Here is a 19934-nt window from a genome sequence, read left to right as displayed (position 1 = left end):
AATCAAGGCGGCACCCGCATCGCGCGGGCGCCAGCAAAGGCTTCACATGTTGCGGCGGTACTCGCCGCCGACCTCGTAGAGGGCGTGCGATATCTGGCCGAGCGAGCAGGTCTTGACCGCCTCCATGAGCGCCTCGAAGGTGTTGCCGCGCGCTCGGGCAACGGCCTGCAGGCGCTTGAGCGCTTCGCTCGCGCTCGCCTCGTAGCGCCGGTTGAAGGCCTGCACGTTCTTGACCTGCTGCTGCTTTTCCTCGCTCGTGGATCGCGCCAGCTCGATCTCACCGCCTTCCTGTTCCCCGCCCTCGGGCGGCAGGAAGGTATTGACGCCGACCAGCGGCAGCGACCCGTCGTGCTTCTTGTGCTCGTAGTAAAGCGACTCTTCCTGGATCTTGCCGCGCTGGTACATCGTGTCCATCGCGCCGAGCACGCCGCCGCGCTCGGAGATGCGCTCGAACTCGCTGTAGACGGCCTCCTCGACCAGGTCGGTGAGCTGGTCGATGATGAAGCTGCCCTGGAAGGGGTTCTCGTTGTAGTTCAGCCCCAGCTCCTTGTTGATGATCATCTGGATGGCCACCGCGCGGCGAACCGACTCCTCCGTGGGCGTGGTGATCGCCTCGTCGTAGGCGTTGGTGTGCAGGCTGTTGCAGTTGTCGAAGATCGCGTAGAGCGCCTGCAGCGTGGTCCGGATGTCGTTGAACTGGATCTCCTGGGCGTGCAGCGAGCGGCCCGAAGTCTGGATGTGGTACTTGAGCATCTGCGAGCGCTTGTTGGCGCCGTAGCGCTCGCGCATCGCGCGCGCCCAGATGCGGCGCGCCACACGGCCGATCACCGAGTACTCGGGATCCATGCCGTTGGAGAAGAAAAAGCTCAGGTTGGGCGCGAAATCGTTGATATCCATGCCGCGCGCCAGGTAGTACTCGACGATCGTGAAACCGTTCGACAGCGTGAAGGCGAGCTGGCTGATCGGGTTCGCGCCGGCCTCGGCGATGTGATAACCCGAAATCGACACCGAATAGAAATTCCGAACGCCCTTGTCGATGAAGTACTGCTGGATATCGCCCATCATGTGCAGGGCGAACTCGGTGGAGAAAATGCAGGTGTTCTGGGCCTGGTCTTCCTTGAGGATGTCCGCCTGCACTGTGCCGCGAACGACCTTGAGCGTGTCGGCCTTGATCTTCTCGTAGGTTTCGGCGTCGACGAGCTGGTCGCCGGTGACACCCAGCATGCCCAGACCGAGTTCATCATTGGATTGCGGGAGCTCGCCCTTGTACTCGGGCACGTCGTCGCCGAGCAGCTCGGCGCGCTTCTTCTGCGCCGCTTCCCACTGGCCCGATTCCTTCAGGTGCCTCTCGACCTGCTGGTCGACGGCGGTGTTCATGAACATCGCCATGATCATCGGTGCCGGACCGTTGATGGTCATCGACACGGAAGTCGTCGGGTCGGCCAGGTCGAAGCCCGAGTAGAGCTTCTTCATGTCGTCCAGCGTGGCAATGGAGACGCCCGAGTTGCCCACCTTGCCGTAGATGTCGGGTCGCTCGGCGGGATCCTCGCCGTAGAGCGTGACCGAGTCGAAGGCCGTCGAAAGACGGCTCACCGGCTGGCCTTCCGAAAGGTAATGGAAGCGCCGGTTGGTTCGCTCCGGCGTCCCCTCCCCGGCGAACATGCGGATCGGGTCCTCGTTGGTCCGGCGGTAGGGGTAGACGCCGCCGGTGTAGGGATAATGCCCGGGCAGGTGCTCCTTCATCAGGAACACCAGCTGGTCGCCCCAGTCGCGCGTCTGCGGCGGCGCAATCTTGGGAATCCGGAGCCTGGAAAGCGACTCGCGATAGTTCGAACCACTGATGGTCTTGCCGCGCACCTCGTAGCTGAATTCGTCGGCTTCCACCGATGCTTTCAGCTCGGGCCAGGAGATCAAGAGGTCGCGACCTTCCTCCGGAATGGCCTTGAGCGCTTCGTTGTAGCGCTCCAGCAGGGTCTTCACCGTACCGTCCGAAGGCTGCGCTTCGAACGGCTGCAGGGGTTCAGGCAGCTCATCGACCTCGAGCTCGCGCAGCACCTCGAAGTAGTGCTGCGCCCGCCGCGCCTCTTCCGCCCAGTCCAGAATGCGTTCATTGAGCGTGCGACCCTGCTCGGCAATCTCTGCCAGGTAGCGCACGCGCCTGCCCGGAATGAGCACGGACGGCTTCGGTTCGTGGTCGTCGAGATCGACCGCCGGCTCGTAGTCGCAACGCTCCGTGCCCCAGTCCTTCTTCTCGCCATCGACCTCCCGCTCGCGCAACAATCGACACAGGTTGGCGAACATCCAGGTCACGCCCGGATCGTTGAACTGGCTGGCGATCGTGGGATACACCGGCACATCCTCGTCGGCCAGGTCGAAAGCGAGGCGGTTGCGCTTCCACTGCTTGCGCACGTCCCTGAGCGCGTCCTGCGAGCCCTGCCGGTCGAACTTGTTGAGCACGACCAGTTCGGCGAAGTCGAGCATGTCGATCTTCTCGAGCTGGCTGGCCGCACCGTAGTCGGAAGTCATCACGTAAGCGGGGAAATCGACCAGGTCGACCACCTCGGAGTCCGACTGGCCGATGCCGGCGGTCTCCAGGATCACCAGGTCGAAGCCGGAGGTGCGCAGCAACGCCAGCGAATCGGCCACTACTTCGGAGGTCGCCAGGTGCTGACGCCTGGTGGCCATCGAGCGCATGAACACCCGGTCCGATCGCAGCGAGTTCATGCGAATGCGATCGCCCAGCAGCGCCCCGCCGGTGCGGCGGCGCGTCGGGTCGACGGCGAGCACGGCGATGCGCATCGCGGGGAAGAACTGCAGAAAGCGGTTGAGCAGCTCGTCGGTCACCGACGACTTGCCGGCACCCCCCGTGCCCGTGAGACCGACCACCGGCACACCGTTGTCCGCTTCGGCCGACTTGCGCAGTTGCGCGAGCTCGTGCTCTGAAATCGAACCGTTCTCGATGGAAGAAAGCCGCGAGGCCAGCGCCTGGTCATCCTCCGAGCCCTGGTCCCCGGTTCGGGAATCCCGCTCCGCGCGGGCCTGGCGAGTCCGCTCGACCAGGTCCCCGATCATCTCCTTGAGCCCCATCTTCATCCCGTCGGCGGGGTGATAAATGCGGGTCACGCCGTATTCCTGCAGTTCGCGGATCTCGCCGGGCGTGATCGTGCCGCCCCCGCCGCCGAAAACCTTGATGTGACCGGCGCCCAGCTCCTCGAGCATGTCGACCATGTACTTGAAGTACTCCATGTGGCCGCCCTGGTAGGAACTGACTGCGATGGCGTCTGCGTCCTCGCAGATCGCGGAACGCACGATCTCCGCAACGGCGCGATTGTGGCCCAGGTGAATCACTTCACAACCCTCGGCCTGGATCAGCCGCCGCATCAGGTTGATGGCGGCGTCGTGCCCGTCGAACAGGCTGGCGGCCGTCACCACCCGCAACGGCAGATCGGATTCGGTGCTGGGCGTACTCGAAAGCGTTTCGGCAGTCTGGCTCATGGCGTGAAATCGGGATTTAACGGAAACTTGCCATTGTAGCCTGCCCGGCCTCAACGGGCCAAAAGCGGCTCCCGGGCTGCCGCCAAAACAAACCTTTGCGAAACGGCCCGAAGTTGGGCAATAATTACCCGCTATGGCTACTGCTACCTCTACCATTCCGGCTTCCACGCGCCTGGAAATGCCCTCCCCGCAGGAGATGGAACAGCACGCGGAGAACGCCGCAGGCTTTCTCAAGCTCATGGCGAACCCGCACCGGCTGATGATCCTGTGCCACCTGCTCGATACCGAGCTGTCGGTCAGCGAGCTCAACCAGCACCTACCGCTGAGTCAGTCCGCGTTGTCACAGCACCTGGCGGTGTTGCGCAATGCCGGCCTGGTCAGGACCCGGCGCGAGCAGCAGGCGATCTACTACTCGCTGGCCAGCGAGGAAGTCCGGGCGCTGATGGGTACGCTCTACGAGCAGTTCTGCCGCCCGGCCTGAATCCGGCGGCGCGCGCGAAGCACCGTCCAGCTGACTGAAGTCACGGCCGCCGCCCAGGCGCCGTAGCGCAACCACTCGTACAGCGCCCGCTCCGCCAGCACGGGACCACCGCCCCAGAGCCGCAGGGCGAATGATGCGGTCAGCAGCCCGAATGTGACCACCAGCGCCAGGTAGTAGAGCTGGCGCCGGCGCAGCCCCAGAACGGCAAAAGCCGCCAGGTGGACGGCGAAGACCAGCAGCAGGATCCAGTTCAGCCAGACGCTCATCTTCGCTGCCTGCCGGCCAACGCGATGGCCAGCGCAATGAACAGCGGCAGCAGGCGCTCGACCGCATTGCCGGGGGCCTGGGGAAAGAAACTGATCGCCACCGTCAACGCAAAACCGACCAGCATGGCCGCCAGCCGGTAGCCGGGGCGAACGCCGCCCGAGAAGAGCATGACCACCAGGAGCGGCCCGAAGGCATTGCCCAGCGCCTGCCAGGCGAACAGCACGCGATCGAAGATCGAGGCGGGAAACCAAAGCGCCAGCGCCACGGCGGCCAGCCCGAGCAGTACGATCACGATGCGATCGACCGCCAGTGACACCCGACCGCGCCGGAGGTCGTGGCTGACCGCCGACCCGGCGACGAGCAGCTGACTGTCGGACGTGGACATGATCGCGGCCAGGACACCGCCGGCCACCAGCCCACCGAGAATCGCCGGCAGCAGGTCCACGGCCAACTCGAGCAGCACCGACTCGCCGTCGGCCAGTTCGGGCATCAATACCCGACCGGCCCAGCCCAGGATCACCATGCCGACGTAGATCACGGCCGCCCAGGCCAGGGCGATCGAGCGCGCGAAGCGGATTTCGGACTTCGAGCGCAGCGCCATGAAGCGGTTGACCACGTGGGGCTGGCCGGGGTAGCCGAGACCGATCCCGAACAGTCCGGCGACGAAGACCATCGAAAGCAAAAGACCCGGCTGGTCGACCAGGCGGGTGAGCGAGGGATCCCCGAGTGCCTGCAGGCCCGAATACACTCCGCCCGGACCGCCCGCGGCGACCAGGGCCACGACGGGCAGGATGATCGCCACGAAGAGCATCATCAGGCCCTGCAGGGCATCGGTGACGCTGGCCGCCCAGAAGCCGCCCAGGAACACGTAGGCGATGACGATGGCCGCGCCGCTGAAGATCGCCACCGTGGTGTCCACGGTCAGCGCCGTGCTGATCGCCGTTCCCGCCGCCTGGAACTGCGAGGCCACGTAGAAAGTGAAGCAGAACAGGATGATGGCCGCGCCGAAGGAGCGGATCCGTCTCTCGTTGGCCGGATCAGCCCCGTGGCCGAGAAACTCCACCAGGGTCAGCGCGCCGTTGTCGTGGCTGGCCGGTTGCAGCCTCGGCGCGATGAAGACCCAGTTGATGAAGAACCCGGACCAGATGGCCGGAATCAGCCACAGCGCCTGCAGGCCCCAGGCGTACGCTGCGCCGCTGACGCCAAGCAGGGTCCAGGCCGAAGAGGAACTGGCCGACGCACTCAGCGAAGCCACGACGGGGCCCATGCGGCGCCCGGCGAGATGGAAATCGGCTGTGTCGCCGACCCGCTTCTGCGCCCACACGCCGATGGCGAGCAGCAACACCAGGTAGACGATCAGGGTGGCGGCCACCATGTGTCATTCTCCTAAAAGAAAACTCCGCCAATGTAGCAGACGCCGGTGGCCCGCCCCGCGCCCACGCTGTAATATTGCTGACACATTGGCGTCATACCATCGTCGCGTCTTTGTAACCCCGAAGTCACAGGACTTTCAAAATGATCAAGACGCAGCGAGTCGTTTCCCTGGCTGGTGCCGGTCTGATTGCCGCGGCCGCAGTCACGACCGTTCAGGCCGAAATCGAGATCGACTCGGTAGCAGGCTTCGACATCGGCTTCAGCGGCCTGGTCCAGTTCGACTACAACCACTTCGACGACGATCGGATCGACTACAGCAACGACGAGGATCTCCGGCGCGCCGAGCTCAACCTGAGCGGCGATAGCGACCGGTTCTCCTGGAAAATCGGCTACGACACGGCCGGCGAGAAATACCTGGACAACAACATCGCCTTCAGCGCCGCCGGCACGAAGATCACGCTGGGACAGTTCAAGCAGCCCAACAGCCTCGAAGAACTCTCCAGCACCAAGAACAACGACTTCATCGCCAAAGCCATGGCGACCAACGCTTTCGCGGTCTCGCGCAGGCTCGGCGGCAGCGCCATGCTCGGAGACGACAACTGGACCGTGACGGCCAGCCTGTTCGACGGTGAGCTCACCGCCGGCAGCGACGCCGGATCGGGTGCGGCCGCGCGCGTGACCTTCGCGCCGCTCATGGAAGAAGGCCGCTTCGTGCACCTCGGCCTGTCCGCGGTCACATCGGACCTGCCGGGCGATTCGATCCGGCTGCGCCTGCGGCCCAACGCCGACCTGGCCGATGTGCGGCCGATCGACACGGGTGCGATCGACGCCGCCGACGACCAGCAGACCTACGGCGTGGAAGGGATCTGGGCCAGCGGTCCCTTCAAGGTGCAGGGCGAATACCTCACTTCCACGGTGCAGCGAGACGGTCCGAGGGACGACTTCAGCGGCGACGCCTGGTACCTCTCGGCAATGTGGAACATCACCGGCGAAACCTGGAATTACCGCTCGGGGGTGATCCGCACGCCGGGCCCGGAGCAACCGGCGAGCGGCATGTGGCAGGCCGGCCTGCGCTACGACCGCGCCGACTTCGACGACGTGGGAATTGCCGGGGGCACCATGCGCGCCGTGACGGCGGGCGTCAACTACTACTGGCGCTCCAACTGGAAACTGGCGGCCAACTGGGTTCGCGCCGAAAGCCGCCGCGCCGGGCTGACCGACGAGCCCGACATCCTGGAACTGCGCGCACAGTTCTTCTGGTAGGACAACGCAACCTGCCGGCCTCCCTGCCGGCGGTTGCCGTTCCCCTGCGCCGCCCGGTCGGGCGGCGCGTCAGGAATTGCCTTCTTCGCCGCCCTCGGCCAGCTTTCGCTCGAGGTCGGCAAGTTCGGCCTCGGCGACGCGCGCGATTTCCATCAGGGTCTCCTGGTTTTCCAGCTGCTGCGCCTGTTCCTCGAGATCGCGATCGAGCCCGCCACCCAGATCGCGTCGGATGGCGGCGAGGCGCTCGCGCAGTTCATCGCGGCGGTCGAGCAATTTCTGACGTTCCATGGAAAGCTCCGTTCTTCGTGGTACAGATGCCAGTGTGAAACCACCGAAAGCAGAACGTCTTGACAGTGATCAATCTCCGAAGACGCACCGCGCGAGTCAGTCGTCGTCGACAGATTCGCTCTCTCGCTGCCCTCGTGCCGGCAACTCGCCGTCGCTGACCAGCCGCTCGATGCGCGAAAAGACCTCGTAGCGCCCGAAGGGCTTCTTCATGAAACCGTCAGCGCCGATCTTCTTGAGGTAGAACTCCTCGACCGCCTGCGGGTTGCCGCTGATCATGATCACGGGAATGGACTGGGTCGCTGGATTGCGGCGTAGCTTGCGCAGGGCGGTGAAACCGCTCATCCCGGGCAGGACGATATCCAGAAAGATCAGGTCGGGCGGGTCATCGCTGACCACTTCCAGCGCGCTTTCGGCGTCCTCGGCACTGCTCGTCTCGTAACCGTTCTGCCCGAGCATGTGGCTGAGCGCGGCGACGATCGTGCGGGAATCGTCCACGATCAGAACCCGCAAGCCGCGACGGGCGTGCAGGCGGCGGCGCTGACGTCGATCGTCGGGCTGGCGCATTCCCAGCAACCGTCGAAATCGGTCCAACTGACTCATCCGGACTCCCTCTGATGTAATCCGCCGATTATTCCCTATTCCGGCGACTCGTTCCAATCCCGGCCCGGGGCCGGTGCTAGTCGAAGACCTCCGAGAGCAAGCGCATATCCACGTCTTCGCTGCCGTCGGGCAGAACTTCGGCAACCCTGACCGGGGCATCGCCGGACTCCGGGCGCTGGCTGGACAGGTCCAGCGTGCCGCCAAGTTCGTAACCGCTGCTCCCGGGTTCGAGCAAACGCACCATGGGAAGCAGGCCGCGGCCCTCCCGCGCCTGCAGGACCAGGGCGAGCTGGCCGCTGGTCAGCCGCACCAGCGTACCCGGCGTCACCCAGCCGAGATACTGGGTAAAGGCCTCGACCATGGGGCCGTCGAACTGCCGGTTGCGCTGCTTCCAGAGAATGCCCAGCGCGTCGTGATGCGACCGGGCCGGATCGTAGACCCGCTGCGAAGTGATCGCGTCATAGGCGTCAACAATCCCGACCAGCCTGGCCAGAGGGGGAATGACGCCGCGCGCCAGGCCGTGCGGGTAGCCCCGACCGTCCGGACGTTCATGGTGGTGCAGCACGGCCGCCGTGACCGGGTCGGGCAGGCCGCCCTCCTCCACCAGCAGTTCGTGCCCGATCGTGGTGTGGGTCTTGATGATTTCGTACTCCTCCGCTGTCAACGGCCCCGGCTTGTTGAGGATGGCGGAGTCGATCCGGAGCTTGCCGAGGTCGTGCAGCAAGCCCGCCAGTCCGGCGTATTCGATCTTTCGTTCGTCCCAGTCCAGCGCATGAGCCAGCCCGATCGAGAGAATGGAGGCATTGATGCAGTGCTGGGCGGTATAGTCGTCGCGCTCCTTGATGCGCGTCAGCCAGACCAGCGCGGCAGCGTGCTGCTCGAGCACGCCGGCCAGTTCGGAAACCACGCTCCGGGCCGAGCCGACGTCGATGCCCTTGCCCACCCGGAACTGCTCGGCCAGGTCGTGCACCCTCCGATCGAGGGAACCGTAGATTTCCAGTGCCCTCTCGAGCGTCTCGGGATTGACTTCACCACCCAGGGAGAGCCAGCCCCCCATGCGCGGGGCGGGCGATGACGCGGCCTCCTGGGTAGTCGGCGCGACCGCCGTTCTGCGCGACGGGAGCCACTTGTTGGCGCTGCGCTCCTGGCAGATCACGACCCAGGCGCAATGCTCCTGCATCCAGCGCCTCTTGCGGGGTGTGTCGACGAGTACGCCCTGGAGCGGAAATCGGGTTTCGGACCAGGGGATATCCAGGCGCGTGACGAAGTGTCCGAGCTGCAGATCGGACGGATCGATCCGGCTTTCGAAAGCCCACCCGCTCTGGCGCTCGGGCATATGATTTCCCCTTGGTTAAGCGATTGGCCCCACCGAAAAACCACTATAGTTCCGCGGCATGGCGGTTGTCCAGAACGGGCGGGGCCTCGCCGGCGACCCTCAGTCGAGGACCGAGACCAGCATCGCCTTGACGTTGATGCCCGGCACGCCGTCCGGAAGCACTTCTTCGATGTGGATGAGCGGATTGCCGTCGTCGTCACGCAACTCCGCCAGGTCCACACGTTCGCCGGGGCGATAACCCGCCGCCCCCTGCACGAGCTTGCGCACCACGGGATAGAAACCGTGGACGATATTGGTTTCTTCGACGATGGCCAGCTCGCCGTTGGACAAGCGGACCAGCGTTCCCGGCGCCACCCAGCCCAGGAAATGAATGAAGGTCTCGACCATGTTGCGGTCGAACTTGTGCGAGCGCCCCCGCCAGAGGACGCCCAGGGCGTCGTGGTGCGACCGCGCCGGCCGATAACTCCTCTGGGAGGTCACGGCGTCATAGACGTCGACGATGGAAATCAACCTCGAAACCGGATTGATGTCGGCGGCCTGCTTGCCGTAGGGGTACCCCTTGCCGTCAGTGCGCTCGTGATGCTCGAGCGCGGCCAGGGCAACCACCTCGTCGACTTCGTCGCGCTTGGACAGCAGTTCATAGCCCTTGACGGTATGCGTCTTGACGTGCCGGTATTCCTCTTCGTTGAGAAGATCCGGCTTGTTGAGAATCGAGGTATCGATTTCGACGTTGCCGACGTCGTGCAGCAGTGCGGCCAGGCCCGCGCGTTCGATCTGGTCCGGCGACCACTCGAGCGCATGGGCCAGGCCAAGCGCCAGGATGGCGGAATTGATCGAGTGCTGCGCCGTGTAGTCGTCTCGCTCCTTGATCCGAGTCAGCCAGACCATGGCCGCCAGGTTCTGCTGAAGATACCCCGCCAACTCGGCGACCACCCTCTCGGCCGTCTTGACCTCGACGGTACCCTTCTGCGCAAAGCCGCGAATCAGCTGTCGGGCCTGCCCGTCGAGCAGGTTATAGGCCCGGAGCGCCACGCCGACGCTGTCCTTGTCGATGCGGTCGCCCCGCAAGGCGTTGATCGGGTGACGGAGATCGGTGGAAGGCCTGAACGGTTCTTCGGTTTTTCCCGATTCCCGCGGTCGGTTCACGCGCGGTCGCGGCGGCGGGGTATCGCTGCGTTCGAAATCGATGACCACCCACTCGCAGTGGTCCTCGAACCATTCCTTGGTGCTTTCCGAATCGATCAACACGCCCTGCAGCGGGAAGGGCGTGTCGATCCAGGGAATGTCCAGGCGCACGACGAAGTTGCCCACTTCCAGGTCGGAAGGGTGGACGATCATCTCGCGCGTCCAGATCGAGTCGGTTTGTCCCTTTTCCTGTGCCATCGACGGAAACACCTGGTACTGACCGCATTATGCCAGCAAACCCCTGAGACACCGGTCACATAACGGCACATCCGTACCGACACCCCGCCAGTCTGTGCCGACTTCCCGCCCGTCATGAATCCGTAACATAGCTGTTACAATTCGCACCCGTTACAGGCCGGGATCCGGCGCCAGGAACGAAAAACCTCATGAATCCAACCGGTTATATCTCCCGCGTTTTCGGCCAGTCGCCCGTCCGCCCCTTGCAGGAGCACTTCGAGAAGGCGGCGGCCTGCGCCGGCAGGCTCCCCGATTTCGTGCGAGCGGCGCAGACCGGCGACTGGGAAACCGCGGCCGAAATACGCAAATCCATCGTCAATCTCGAACACGAGGCCGACGACCTCAAGCGCGAGCTGCGCCTGAACCTGCCGCGTAGCCTGTTCATGCCGGTTGCGCGCACCGACGTTCTCGAGATGTTGTCTGTTCAGGATCGCATCGCCAACAAGGCGCGCGATATCTCCGGGTTGATGCTGGGTCGGCGCATGGTGATCCCGAATGCGCTTCAGGATCTTTACCTCAGCTTCGTCGACCGGTGCCTCGACGCCGTGGGCCAGGCCCACAAGACGGTCAATGAACTCGACGAGCTGTTCGAGACCAGTTTCAGCGGCAGCGAGATCGATCTGGTGATGGGCATGATCAAGAAGCTCGACGAAATCGAGAACGACAGCGACACGCTCCAGGTCGAGTTCCGGGCAAAGCTGTTCGAGATCGAAAAGGACCTTCCGCCCATCGACGTGATGTTCCTCTACAAGATCATCGACTGGACCGGCGACCTGGGTGACCTGGCCCAGCGCGTCGGCAGCCGGCTGCACCTGATGATCGCTCGCTAGCACCCAACCCGAAACCCGAAGGGCCTTTCTGCATGGAACAGGCGATTTTCTACATCATCCTGGCGGCGTTCTTCGGCCTGTTCATGGCCTGGGGCATCGGCGCAAACGACGTGGCCAATGCCATGGCGCCCTCGGTCGGTTCGCGGGCGATCACCATCAAGCAAGCGATCCTGATCGCCGGGATATTCGAGTTCGGCGGCGCCGTCCTCGCCGGCGGCGGCGTTACCAGCACGATCCGCAAGGGCATCGTCGATGCCTCGCTGATGCAGGGTCAGCCCGAGCTTCTCGTCTACGGCATGCTTGCGTCGCTGCTCGCTGCCGGCACCTGGCTCCTCGTCGCCTCTGCGCGCGGCTGGCCGGTCTCCACGACCCACACCATCATCGGCGCCGTGGTCGGCTTTGCCGCCATCGGCATCGGAACGAACGCCGTGCACTGGGACCAGGTCGGGCAGATCGTGATGAGCTGGGTGGTCAGTCCGCTGATGGCCGGATTCATCGCCTGGCTCCTGTTCACCAGCGTGCAGCGTCTCGTGCTGGAGCGCTCCGACCCGCTCAAGGCAGCGCGGCGCTACGTCCCGGGTTACATATTCCTCGCCGGGTTCTTCATGACCCTGGTGACCGTGTTCAAGGGGCTCAAGCACATCGGCATCGACCTCGATCCGATTCACTCCTACGCCCTGGCTGTCGCCATCGGTGCAGTCATCGCCGCCATCGGAACCGTGTTCATCATGCGTATTCCGGACACCGACCTGCAGGACACCGACTTTCATTACTACACCGTCGAACGCATCTTCGGTGTCTTGATGGTCGTGACCGCCTGTGCGATGGCATTTGCCCACGGTTCCAACGACGTGGCCAACGCCATCGGCCCCGTCGCCGCCGTGGTCAGCGTCGCCAGCAACGGCAACGTCGAGCAACAGGCCATCGTGCCGGTCTGGATCCTGGTTCTCGGCGGCACCGGCATCGTGATCGGGCTTGCGACATACGGTCACAAGGTGATCGCCACAGTCGGCTCCAACATCACGGCACTGACGCCCAGCCGCGGCTTCGCCGCCGGACTGGCCGCGGCGGCCACCATCGTGATGGCCTCGGGTACGGGCCTGCCGATTTCCACGACCCACACGGTCGTCGGCGCGATCCTGGGCGTCGGGCTGGCCAGGGGCATCGCCGCGATCAACCTCCAGACCGTGGGCTCCATTTTCATGTCCTGGGTAATCACCATTCCGGCGGGCGCCCTGCTTTCGGTGCTTTTCTTCCTTCTGCTTCGAAGCGTGGCCGGCTGACATTCAGCCTGTCGCTTGACCCGCGCAAGGCGCAGCCTTATATTAGATGTGTCTTATTTGCATGCCGCGCCGGGTACACGACTCGAGTCACCCCCGGCGCGGATCGGGTCCAAACGCATGTCCGAAACGTACCAAGGAGTCCCTCCCGACCTCGCCGACCTGGACAGCGACCAGGCGCGCCAGGCCGCAACATTGCTCAGGGCACTGGCCAACCCCACGCGCTTGATGCTTCTTTGTTCGCTGGTGGAAGGCGAACACTCCGTGGGCGAGCTTAACGAACGTATTCCCATGAGCCAGTCGGCACTCTCCCAGCATCTGGCCCGGTTGCGCGAAGAACAACTCGTGGCCACCCGCCGCCAGTCCCAGACCATCTACTACCGCATTGCCGATCCGATGGTCCTGGAGTTGATCACGCCACTCCACCGCCGGTTCTGCAGCCCTGAAGAACCACCGACCTGTTCATGACCGAAGGGGCTTGACTTAATATTAGCCCTTTCTTATATTGAGGATACCCTCACATTCAATGGGCAGGACCATGAATATCGACAGACTGGTTTTCGCTTTTGCAGGCTTCATGATTCTCCTCAGCCTGGCGCTGTCGCAGCTCCACAGCGTCTACTGGCTGCTGCTGACCACCTTCGTCGGCCTCAACATGCTCCAGGCCGCTTTCACCGGCTTCTGCCCCCTGGCCAGAATCCTCAAGGCCATGGGCAAGCAGCCCGGACGGGCCTTCAACTGATGCGCAGGCTTGCCCTGGCACTGGTCACGGCCCTGGGCGCTTCGACCGCTTCCGCCGAGGAACCGGCACCAGCCTGGGTGGATCAAGCCCGAGCCGGGGCCGGCGCTCTCGGCAGCCAGCTGCAGCAGGCCCTGAAGTCGGCGATTGCCGAGGGCGGCCCCGTGGCCGGAATCGAGGTTTGCAGGATCCGGGCGCCCGAGATTGCATCGGACGTGTCGGGATCGCGCATCGACGTCGGTCGCACCTCGCTGAAAGTGCGCAACCCCGACAATGCCCCCGACGCCCTGGAAACCCGCATCCTCGAGGATTTCGAGCGCCGGCTGGCCGGCGGCGAAAACCCGGGCGACATCGAGGCCTTCGTCATTCGCAACGACGGCGAACGCCGCTACGGCCACTGGATGAAGGCCATCCCGACCCAGGGCCTGTGCACCGTCTGCCACGGCACCGATATCCCGCCCGAAGTCGCGGAGGCCATCGACGCGGCCTACCCCCGGGATCAGGCTCGCGGATTCTCGGTCGGAGAGCTGCGAGGCGCGTTCAGCGTCGAAGTGGACCTCCAGGCCGACTGAACCGCCCTGCACCTGCCCCCTTTCGCCGGGATCGCTTCTCGGCGATCCCTCGCGGACAAACTGGCACGCCCTTCCCGTTCGGGCTAAAATAGGCGGCTGCCTCGCTCGCCGCCGTCCGTCGGCCGGGCGGGCACTCGATGCCCGGATCTTCCTGAAAAGTCATCACCGGGCGTGTCAATCAACGAGTCAAACCCGGCCGATTCGACGGGGGATCGGCGCAAATGCCTGCGACCGCACCGGCGCGGGCCCTGGAGGACTGTCAATGAATCTGTTTGAAACCATCCACACGACCGAGCACGAGCAGGTCATCTTCTGTCACCACAAGGATGCCGGGCTCAAGGCCATCATCGCCATTCACAACACCACGCTCGGACCGGCCCTGGGTGGCATGCGCATGTGGCCCTACGCCACCGAGCAGGATGCCCTCGACGACGTACTGCGCCTGTCGCGCGGCATGACCTACAAGGCGGCGGTTGCCGGCCTGAACCTGGGCGGGGGCAAGTCCGTCATCATCGGCGACCCGCGCAAGGACAAGTCCGAGGCGCTGTTCCGCGCCATGGGCCGCTTCATCGACTCGCTGCATGGCCGCTACATCACCGCCGAAGACGTCGGCATCGACGTCAACGACATGGAATACGTCTTCCAGGAAACCGACAACGCCGTCGGTGTGCACCAGGTCCACGGCGGTTCGGGTGATCCCTCGCCCTTCACCGCCTTCGGCACGCTCCAGGGCATCCGCGCCAGCCTTCAGCGCCAGTTCGGCGATGAAGAGATCGGCAAGTACAGCTACGCCGTTCAGGGCGCCGGCCACGTCGGCATGGAACTGATCAAGCTGCTGCGCAAGGAAGACGCCAAGGTCTTCGTCACCGACATCAACGAGGAAGCGGTGCAGGCCGCGGTCGACATGGGCTGCGAAGCCGTCGGCACCGAAGACATCTACGACGTCGACGCCGATGTCTACTCGCCGACCGCGCTGGGCGCGACCGTCAACGAGCAGACCATCCCGCGCTTCAAGTTCAAGATCGTCTGCGGCGCGGCCAACAACCAGCTCGCCACCGACGAGTGCGGCGACGAACTCGAGCGCCGCGGCATCATCTACGCCCCCGACTACGCGGTCAACGCCGGCGGCCTGATGAACGTCTCCATCGAGTTCGAAGGCTACAACCGCGAACGCGCCAAGCGCATGACCCGCGCGATCTACTACAACGTCTCGAAGATCTTCCAGATCGCCCAGCGCGACGGCATCCCGACCTGGAAGGCGGCCGATCGCATGGCGGCCGAGCGCATCGCCATGGTCGGCAAGCTCAAGCTGCCCTTCATGGGCCGCTCGCACCGATTCCCGGGCCGCGAGCGCGGAAACAATCACTAAGGGCTGATAGGTTTCAGGTTGAAGGTTTCAGGTTTCAGGGGCGCCGTTGTTCTTCCTGAAACCTGAAACCTGAACCCTGAAAACTTTTCCAACCTGTAAAGCCACTCCGGCCGAGAACCGCCATGAAGCTATCCGAAGACATCGAAATGCTCCGCGAATCGGTGCGCCGCTTCGCCGAGGAATCGATCGCCCCGCGCGCCGAGGAAATCGACCGCTCCAACGAGTTCCCCCAGGAGCTCTGGAAGGAACTCGGCGAGATGGGGCTGCTCGGGATCACCATCCCCGAGCAGTACGGCGGATCGGACATGGGCTACCTCGCGCACCTGGTGGCGATGGAAGAGATTTCGCGCGCCTCGGCCTCGATCGGCCTGTCCTACGGCGCGCACTCCAACCTGTGCCTCGACAACCTGTGCCGCAACGGCACGGATGCCCAGCGCGAGAAGTACGTGCCGAAACTCGTCTCCGGTGAGTGGGTTGGTGCACTCGCCATGTCCGAGCCGGGTGCCGGCTCCGACGTGGTCGGCTCGATGAGCTGCCGCGCCGAAAGACAAGGCGACGTCTGGGTCGCCAACGGCTCCAAGATGTGGATCACCAACGGCCCCGAATGCGACGTCGCGCTGGTTTACATGCGCACCGCCGGCCAGGATGCCGGCAGCAAGTGCATGACCGCCTTCCTGGTCGAGAAGGACTTCGCCGGCTTCCGCAAGGCACAGAAGCTCGACAAGCTGGGCATGCGCGGCTCCAACACCTGTGAACTCGTCTTCGAAGACTGCGAGATTCCCGAAGAGAACGTCCTCGGCGAAGTCAACGAGGGCGTCAAGATCCTGATGTCCGGGCTCAACTCCGAACGCCTGGTGCTCTCCGGCGGCCCGATCGGCATCATGCAGGCGGCCATGGACAACGTGCTGCCCTATGTTCGCGAACGCAAGCAGTTCGGCCGCACGCTCTCGGACTTCGGTCTGATGCAGGCCAAGGTCGGCGACATGTACGCCGCCCTGCAGTCCTCCAGGGGCTTCGCCTACCAGGTCGCCGCCGACTACGACGCCGGCGAACGCTCGCGCATCGACGCGGCCGCCTGCCTGCTGCACTGCTCGACCAGCGCCGTCAACGTCGCGCTGGAGGCCATCCAGGCCCTGGGCGGCAACGGCTACATCAACGAATACCCCACCGGCCGCCTGCTGCGCGACGCAAAGCTCTACGACATCGGCGCCGGCACCAACGAGATCCGCCGCATGCTCATCGGCCGCGAACTCGCCGCCGGGCGCACCTGACCAGAGTTTCAGGCCCGATAAAATCTTTAAAACGCAAAGACGCGAAGACGCAAAGGAAAAGAGCGAGAGAACAACAAAGTAACCACTGAAGACACCGAATGGCCTGCGACTGAATTGCCAAGAGCAATTTCGACGCAATGCCTGGGACCAAGGCCACAAGAAACCCTTCTTCTGGATGGCATTCTGTTCGGTGTTTTCAGTGTATTCGGTGGTTTCGCTCTTTGCTTTTTCTTCCTTCGGGATCTTTGCGTCTTCGCGTCTTTGCGTTAAAAAGGTTTTGGTTTTCATCGCCCCAACTGGATCCTGAATGACCGTCGAAATCGGCCTGGTCCTGCTCATCATCGGCCTCGCGCTCTACCTGTTCGCGAGCGAGAAGTTTCCGCTCGACGTCACGGCCTTCATGATCCTGATCACCGTGACCGCCATTCCGCTGCTTTTCCATTCGCAGTGGCTGGTCGATCGGGGCGTCGACCTGAAATCCGCATTTCCCACCGTCAGCGAGGGCCTGTCGGGTCTGTCATCGACGGCGACGGTCACGGTGCTGGCGATGTTCATCCTTTCGGCAGGAATCCAGCGCTCCGGACTGATCCACAAGCTGGGCAAGCTGCTCGCGCCCTGGATGGACGGCCCGGAATGGCGGCAGTTGGCCATCATCGCCCTGCTGGTCGGACCGGTGTCCGGGCTGATCAACAACACCGCCGCGGTAGCCGTCGCCATCCCCCTGATTCTCGACATGGCCAGGAGCTCCGGCTCGCAGGCTTCGCGCATGCTGCTGCCGCTGAGCTTCTTTGCGATGATGGGCGGCACGCTGACGCTGATCGGCACCTCCACCAACCTGCTTGCCTCGACGCTTCTCGCCGAATCACCCGAATTCGGCCGCGAAATCGGCATGTTCGAGTTCACCGGCGTGGGCGCCATCGTGCTCGCCACCGGCCTGGCCTACTTCCTGCTCTTCGGGCGATGGCTGATGCCCGAACGAGACCGGATCAAGCTTCAGGACGAAGAAGCCGAACGCTTCATCCTCGAAGTCAGCGTGAAGCCGCGCGGCGGGCTGGTCGGAAAGAGCGTCAGCGAGGCCGGCTTCGCGGAGCGCTCCGGCGCCGAAGTGCTCAGGCTGGTGCGCGGCGACGACTCGCGCGTCAAGCGCGCGGAAACGACGCGCTTGAAGGTCGACGACGTGCTCCACCTGCGCGCCACCCGCCGCCAGATCGCCGACCTGATCAAATCCGACGACCTGGAAGTCCTCTCGGAGTTCGGCCCGCCGCGGCGGGTGCGTTCCGACGGCCACCTGGCGCGCCTGCTGCTGCGAAACGACCGCATCTTCAAGGGCAATACCGGCAAGCGCGTGGACTTCTGGCAGCGCTACCAGGCGCGGCTGGTCGGCCTCGAGGTCGACCGGGTGCGCGCCAGGCGCCTGGCGGATGAACCGTTGGGCGTCGGCGAGATCGTCCTCGTGCAGTTGTCGGCCACATCTCTGGAGAAGCTGCGGCGGCATCCCGACGTCGTCGTGCTCGACAGCTTCGAAGACGATTTCGATCGGCGGCGCATGTGGGCGGCGGGCCTGATCGTTGCCGGCGTGGTTGCAGGTGCAACGCTTACGCCGCTGCCCATCGTCATCACCGCGCTGATGGGCGTGGTCGCCATGGTCTTCTGCGGCTGCCTCACGCGCGAGGACCTCTACTCCGGCGTGGCCTGGAACGTCATCTTCCTGCTCGCCGGCGTCATTCCGCTCGGAATCGCCATGACCAAGTCAGGCGCGGCCGACTGGATGGGCGGCCTGCTCGTGGCAACCGCCGGGGACTGGCACCCGCTGCTGATCCTGATGGCGCTGTACCTGATCACCACCTTGCTCACCGAGATGGTCAGCAACAACGCCTCGGTCGTCATCCTGGTGCCGGTGGCCATCTCCATCGCCAACCTGCTCGACATGGCGATATTCCCCTTCGTGCTCGTGGTGATGTTCGCCGCCTCGACCAGCTTCCTCTCACCGGTCGGCTATCAGACCAACACCATGATCTACGGCACCGGCTTGTACCGCTTCACCGACTTTGCAAAGGTCGGCGCACCGCTCAACGCCCTGCTGATGCTGGTCACTTGCACCGCCATCTGGGGATTCTGGCTGTAGCCCGGATCGGTGCCCTAATAACTTCCTAAGGATCATTCCCTGCATGCGGGCGCACGCTGTGTGCCAGGGCGGCGCAAAAGCGCTCGCCCGCCAACCCGGGACGTCCACTACGGAGGTGCTCACCATGAACACGAAACGCCTGGTTGCCATCACCGCCGGCCTGCTGCTCGTCAGCGGCTGCGCATCCATGAAGTCCCCGATCGAAAACGACCGCGGCATGTCGCCCTACGACGCCGAGTACGTCGGGGCGGTCAACGCCACCGCACGCGAGCGGGGCACACACGTCATCTGGATCAACCCCCCTCGCGCAAAGGTGGATGACAATGCCGGCGAGTAGGCGACGCGAATCCGGCCCCGCATCCCGACTCCCAGCGGCATGCAGGATCGGCCTGCGGCCCGCCAGCCTCGCGCTGGCGGGTCTTTTCATGCTGCCCGTCCCCTTGCTGGCCGAAAGCTGCGACTCGGAGCAGCACCGGCAGTTCGACTTCTGGGTCGGGCAATGGCGCGTCGAAAATCCCGACGGCGGGGTCGTCGGTCACAATCACATCGAGTCGATTCTCGACGGTTGTGCGCTCATGGAAAGCTGGCAGGGCGGCTCCGGCTACAACGGTCACAGCCTCAACACCTGGGATCCGGCCAGCGGCCACTGGCGGCAGTTCTGGACCGACAACCACGACCTCACGCTCCACCTCGAGGGCGGTTGGGAAGACGATCGCATGACGCTCGAGGGCACGCGCACCGACGCGCAAGGCCGCGAAGTCACCGACCGCATCAGCTGGATTCCCCTGGAAGACGGCATCGTGCGCCAGCACTGGCAACAGTCCGTCGACGGCGACGATTTCAAGACCGTCTTCGACGGCCGCTACGTCCCCGCCGACCGGGCCGAAGAAACCGAAGACTGACCCCAGGGCCCGCCCACGCGGCGGGCCCAATCCACCCCGATCCTTCGCCTTCCGCCTTCCGCCTTCCGCCTTCCGCCTTCCGCCTTCCGTCCTCAGTCCTCTGCCCTCCGCCTACCGGCAACCCTTTCCGAACCCCCACCAAACGCCCCGGAACCCCGAACCGACGCACAGCGTCGTCCCGGCCGCAGCGAAGCGGAGAGCCGGGACCTCCCAACCGAAGGCGCCAACCGATGGAAGGCCCCGGATCAAGTCGACGGGCACCTGCCCGTCGTCCCGGCCTCCGAGCCGGGACCTCCCAGCCGAAGGCGCCAGCGGATGGA

Annotated in this window: 19 protein-coding genes; 12 read left to right on the top strand and 7 right to left on the bottom strand. The window is 64.5% G+C overall.

All coding sequences use genetic code 11. The annotated features are described in order from the left end of the window. Positions 1-42: 42 nt before the first annotated feature. Positions 43-3495, bottom strand: a complete 3453-nt coding sequence (locus tag DZC52_RS06565) for a methylmalonyl-CoA mutase family protein (protein WP_116650334.1) — start codon at positions 3493-3495, stop codon at positions 43-45. Positions 3496-3628: 133 nt separating this feature from the next. Between DZC52_RS06565 and DZC52_RS06560 the strand changes: the two genes are divergently transcribed. Continuing rightward, positions 3629-3976 carry an ArsR/SmtB family transcription factor gene (locus DZC52_RS06560; RefSeq protein WP_220338286.1) on the top strand — a complete coding sequence of 116 codons (348 nt, stop codon included), beginning with the start codon at positions 3629-3631 and terminating at the stop codon, positions 3974-3976. Here the strand turns inward: DZC52_RS06560 and DZC52_RS06555 are convergent. Further along, complete coding sequence (locus tag DZC52_RS06555; RefSeq protein ID WP_116650332.1) at positions 3949-4242, bottom strand: hypothetical protein; 294 nt, start codon at positions 4240-4242, stop codon at positions 3949-3951. The two genes, DZC52_RS06560 and DZC52_RS06555, sit on opposite strands and share 28 nt — an antisense overlap. After that, entirely contained in the window at positions 4239-5618 is a 1380-nt protein-coding gene (locus DZC52_RS06550; RefSeq protein WP_116650331.1) for a sodium/proline symporter, read from the bottom strand. The genes DZC52_RS06555 and DZC52_RS06550 overlap by 4 nt, the downstream gene beginning before the upstream one ends. 140 nt (positions 5619-5758) lie before the next feature. On the opposite strand from DZC52_RS06550, the gene DZC52_RS06545 reads away from it, so the two are divergent. Continuing rightward, the gene (locus DZC52_RS06545) at positions 5759-6880 is read left to right on the top strand and encodes an OprO/OprP family phosphate-selective porin (protein WP_116650330.1); all 1122 of its coding nucleotides are present in this window, start codon (positions 5759-5761) and stop codon (positions 6878-6880) included. Positions 6881-6949: 69 nt separating this feature from the next. Here DZC52_RS06545 and DZC52_RS06540 read toward each other — a convergent pair whose 3' ends face one another. The 4 genes from DZC52_RS06540 to DZC52_RS06525 all read right to left on the bottom strand — a co-directional run bounded on the left by DZC52_RS06540 (position 6950) and on the right by DZC52_RS06525 (position 10487). Next, positions 6950-7168 (bottom strand): hypothetical protein, encoded by a 219-nt coding sequence (locus DZC52_RS06540; RefSeq protein WP_116650329.1) that lies wholly within the window; start codon positions 7166-7168, stop codon positions 6950-6952. 96 nt (positions 7169-7264) lie between these two features. After that, a complete protein-coding gene (locus DZC52_RS06535) occupies positions 7265-7768 on the bottom strand; it encodes a response regulator (protein WP_116650328.1) in 504 nt (167 codons plus the stop codon). Between the two features lie 76 nt (positions 7769-7844). Continuing rightward, on the bottom strand, positions 7845-9104 hold the full coding sequence (locus tag DZC52_RS06530; protein WP_116650327.1) for a cyclic di-GMP phosphodiesterase: 1260 nt from the start codon (positions 9102-9104) through the stop codon (positions 7845-7847). Between the two features lie 99 nt (positions 9105-9203). After that, complete coding sequence (locus DZC52_RS06525) at positions 9204-10487, bottom strand: HD-GYP domain-containing protein (protein ID WP_116650326.1); 1284 nt, start codon at positions 10485-10487, stop codon at positions 9204-9206. A 188-nt stretch (positions 10488-10675) separates the two neighbouring features. Here DZC52_RS06525 and DZC52_RS06520 point away from each other — a divergent pair, with 188 nt between their 5' ends. The 10 genes from DZC52_RS06520 to DZC52_RS06475 all read left to right on the top strand — a co-directional run bounded on the left by DZC52_RS06520 (position 10676) and on the right by DZC52_RS06475 (position 19614). Continuing rightward, entirely contained in the window at positions 10676-11356 is a 681-nt protein-coding gene (locus DZC52_RS06520; protein ID WP_116650325.1) for a TIGR00153 family protein, read from the top strand. 32 nt (positions 11357-11388) lie between these two features. Continuing rightward, the gene (locus DZC52_RS06515; RefSeq protein ID WP_116650324.1) at positions 11389-12639 is read left to right on the top strand and encodes an inorganic phosphate transporter; all 1251 of its coding nucleotides are present in this window, start codon (positions 11389-11391) and stop codon (positions 12637-12639) included. 117 nt (positions 12640-12756) lie between these two features. Next, complete coding sequence (locus DZC52_RS06510) at positions 12757-13104, top strand: ArsR/SmtB family transcription factor (RefSeq protein ID WP_116650323.1); 348 nt, start codon at positions 12757-12759, stop codon at positions 13102-13104. A gap of 70 nt (positions 13105-13174) precedes the next feature. Then, positions 13175-13378, top strand: a complete 204-nt coding sequence (locus DZC52_RS06505; protein WP_116650322.1) for a YgaP family membrane protein — start codon at positions 13175-13177, stop codon at positions 13376-13378. After that, complete coding sequence (locus DZC52_RS06500) at positions 13378-13947, top strand: Tll0287-like domain-containing protein (protein WP_116650321.1); 570 nt, start codon at positions 13378-13380, stop codon at positions 13945-13947. Before DZC52_RS06505 ends, DZC52_RS06500 begins: the two co-directional genes overlap by 1 nt. Positions 13948-14209: 262 nt before the next feature. Then, positions 14210-15316 (top strand): Glu/Leu/Phe/Val dehydrogenase dimerization domain-containing protein, encoded by a 1107-nt coding sequence (locus DZC52_RS06495; protein WP_116650320.1) that lies wholly within the window; start codon positions 14210-14212, stop codon positions 15314-15316. Positions 15317-15438: 122 nt separating this feature from the next. Next, on the top strand, positions 15439-16587 hold the full coding sequence (locus DZC52_RS06490; RefSeq protein WP_116650319.1) for an isovaleryl-CoA dehydrogenase: 1149 nt from the start codon (positions 15439-15441) through the stop codon (positions 16585-16587). 307 nt (positions 16588-16894) lie between these two features. Then, the gene (locus DZC52_RS06485) at positions 16895-18712 is read left to right on the top strand and encodes an SLC13 family permease (RefSeq protein ID WP_116650318.1); all 1818 of its coding nucleotides are present in this window, start codon (positions 16895-16897) and stop codon (positions 18710-18712) included. Positions 18713-18836: 124 nt separating this feature from the next. Further along, complete coding sequence (locus tag DZC52_RS06480; protein ID WP_116650317.1) at positions 18837-19049, top strand: hypothetical protein; 213 nt, start codon at positions 18837-18839, stop codon at positions 19047-19049. Positions 19050-19137: 88 nt separating this feature from the next. After that, positions 19138-19614 carry a hypothetical protein gene (locus DZC52_RS06475; RefSeq protein WP_116650316.1) on the top strand — a complete coding sequence of 159 codons (477 nt, stop codon included), beginning with the start codon at positions 19138-19140 and terminating at the stop codon, positions 19612-19614. The last annotated feature ends 320 nt before the right edge of the window (positions 19615-19934 follow it).

Source organism: Wenzhouxiangella sediminis (assembly GCF_003410055.1).
In the GTDB taxonomy this organism is placed as follows: domain Bacteria; phylum Pseudomonadota; class Gammaproteobacteria; order Xanthomonadales; family Wenzhouxiangellaceae; genus Wenzhouxiangella; species Wenzhouxiangella sediminis.
The sequence above is the reverse complement of the archived record's forward strand: the minus strand, read 5'-3'. Positions and strand labels throughout refer to the sequence as shown.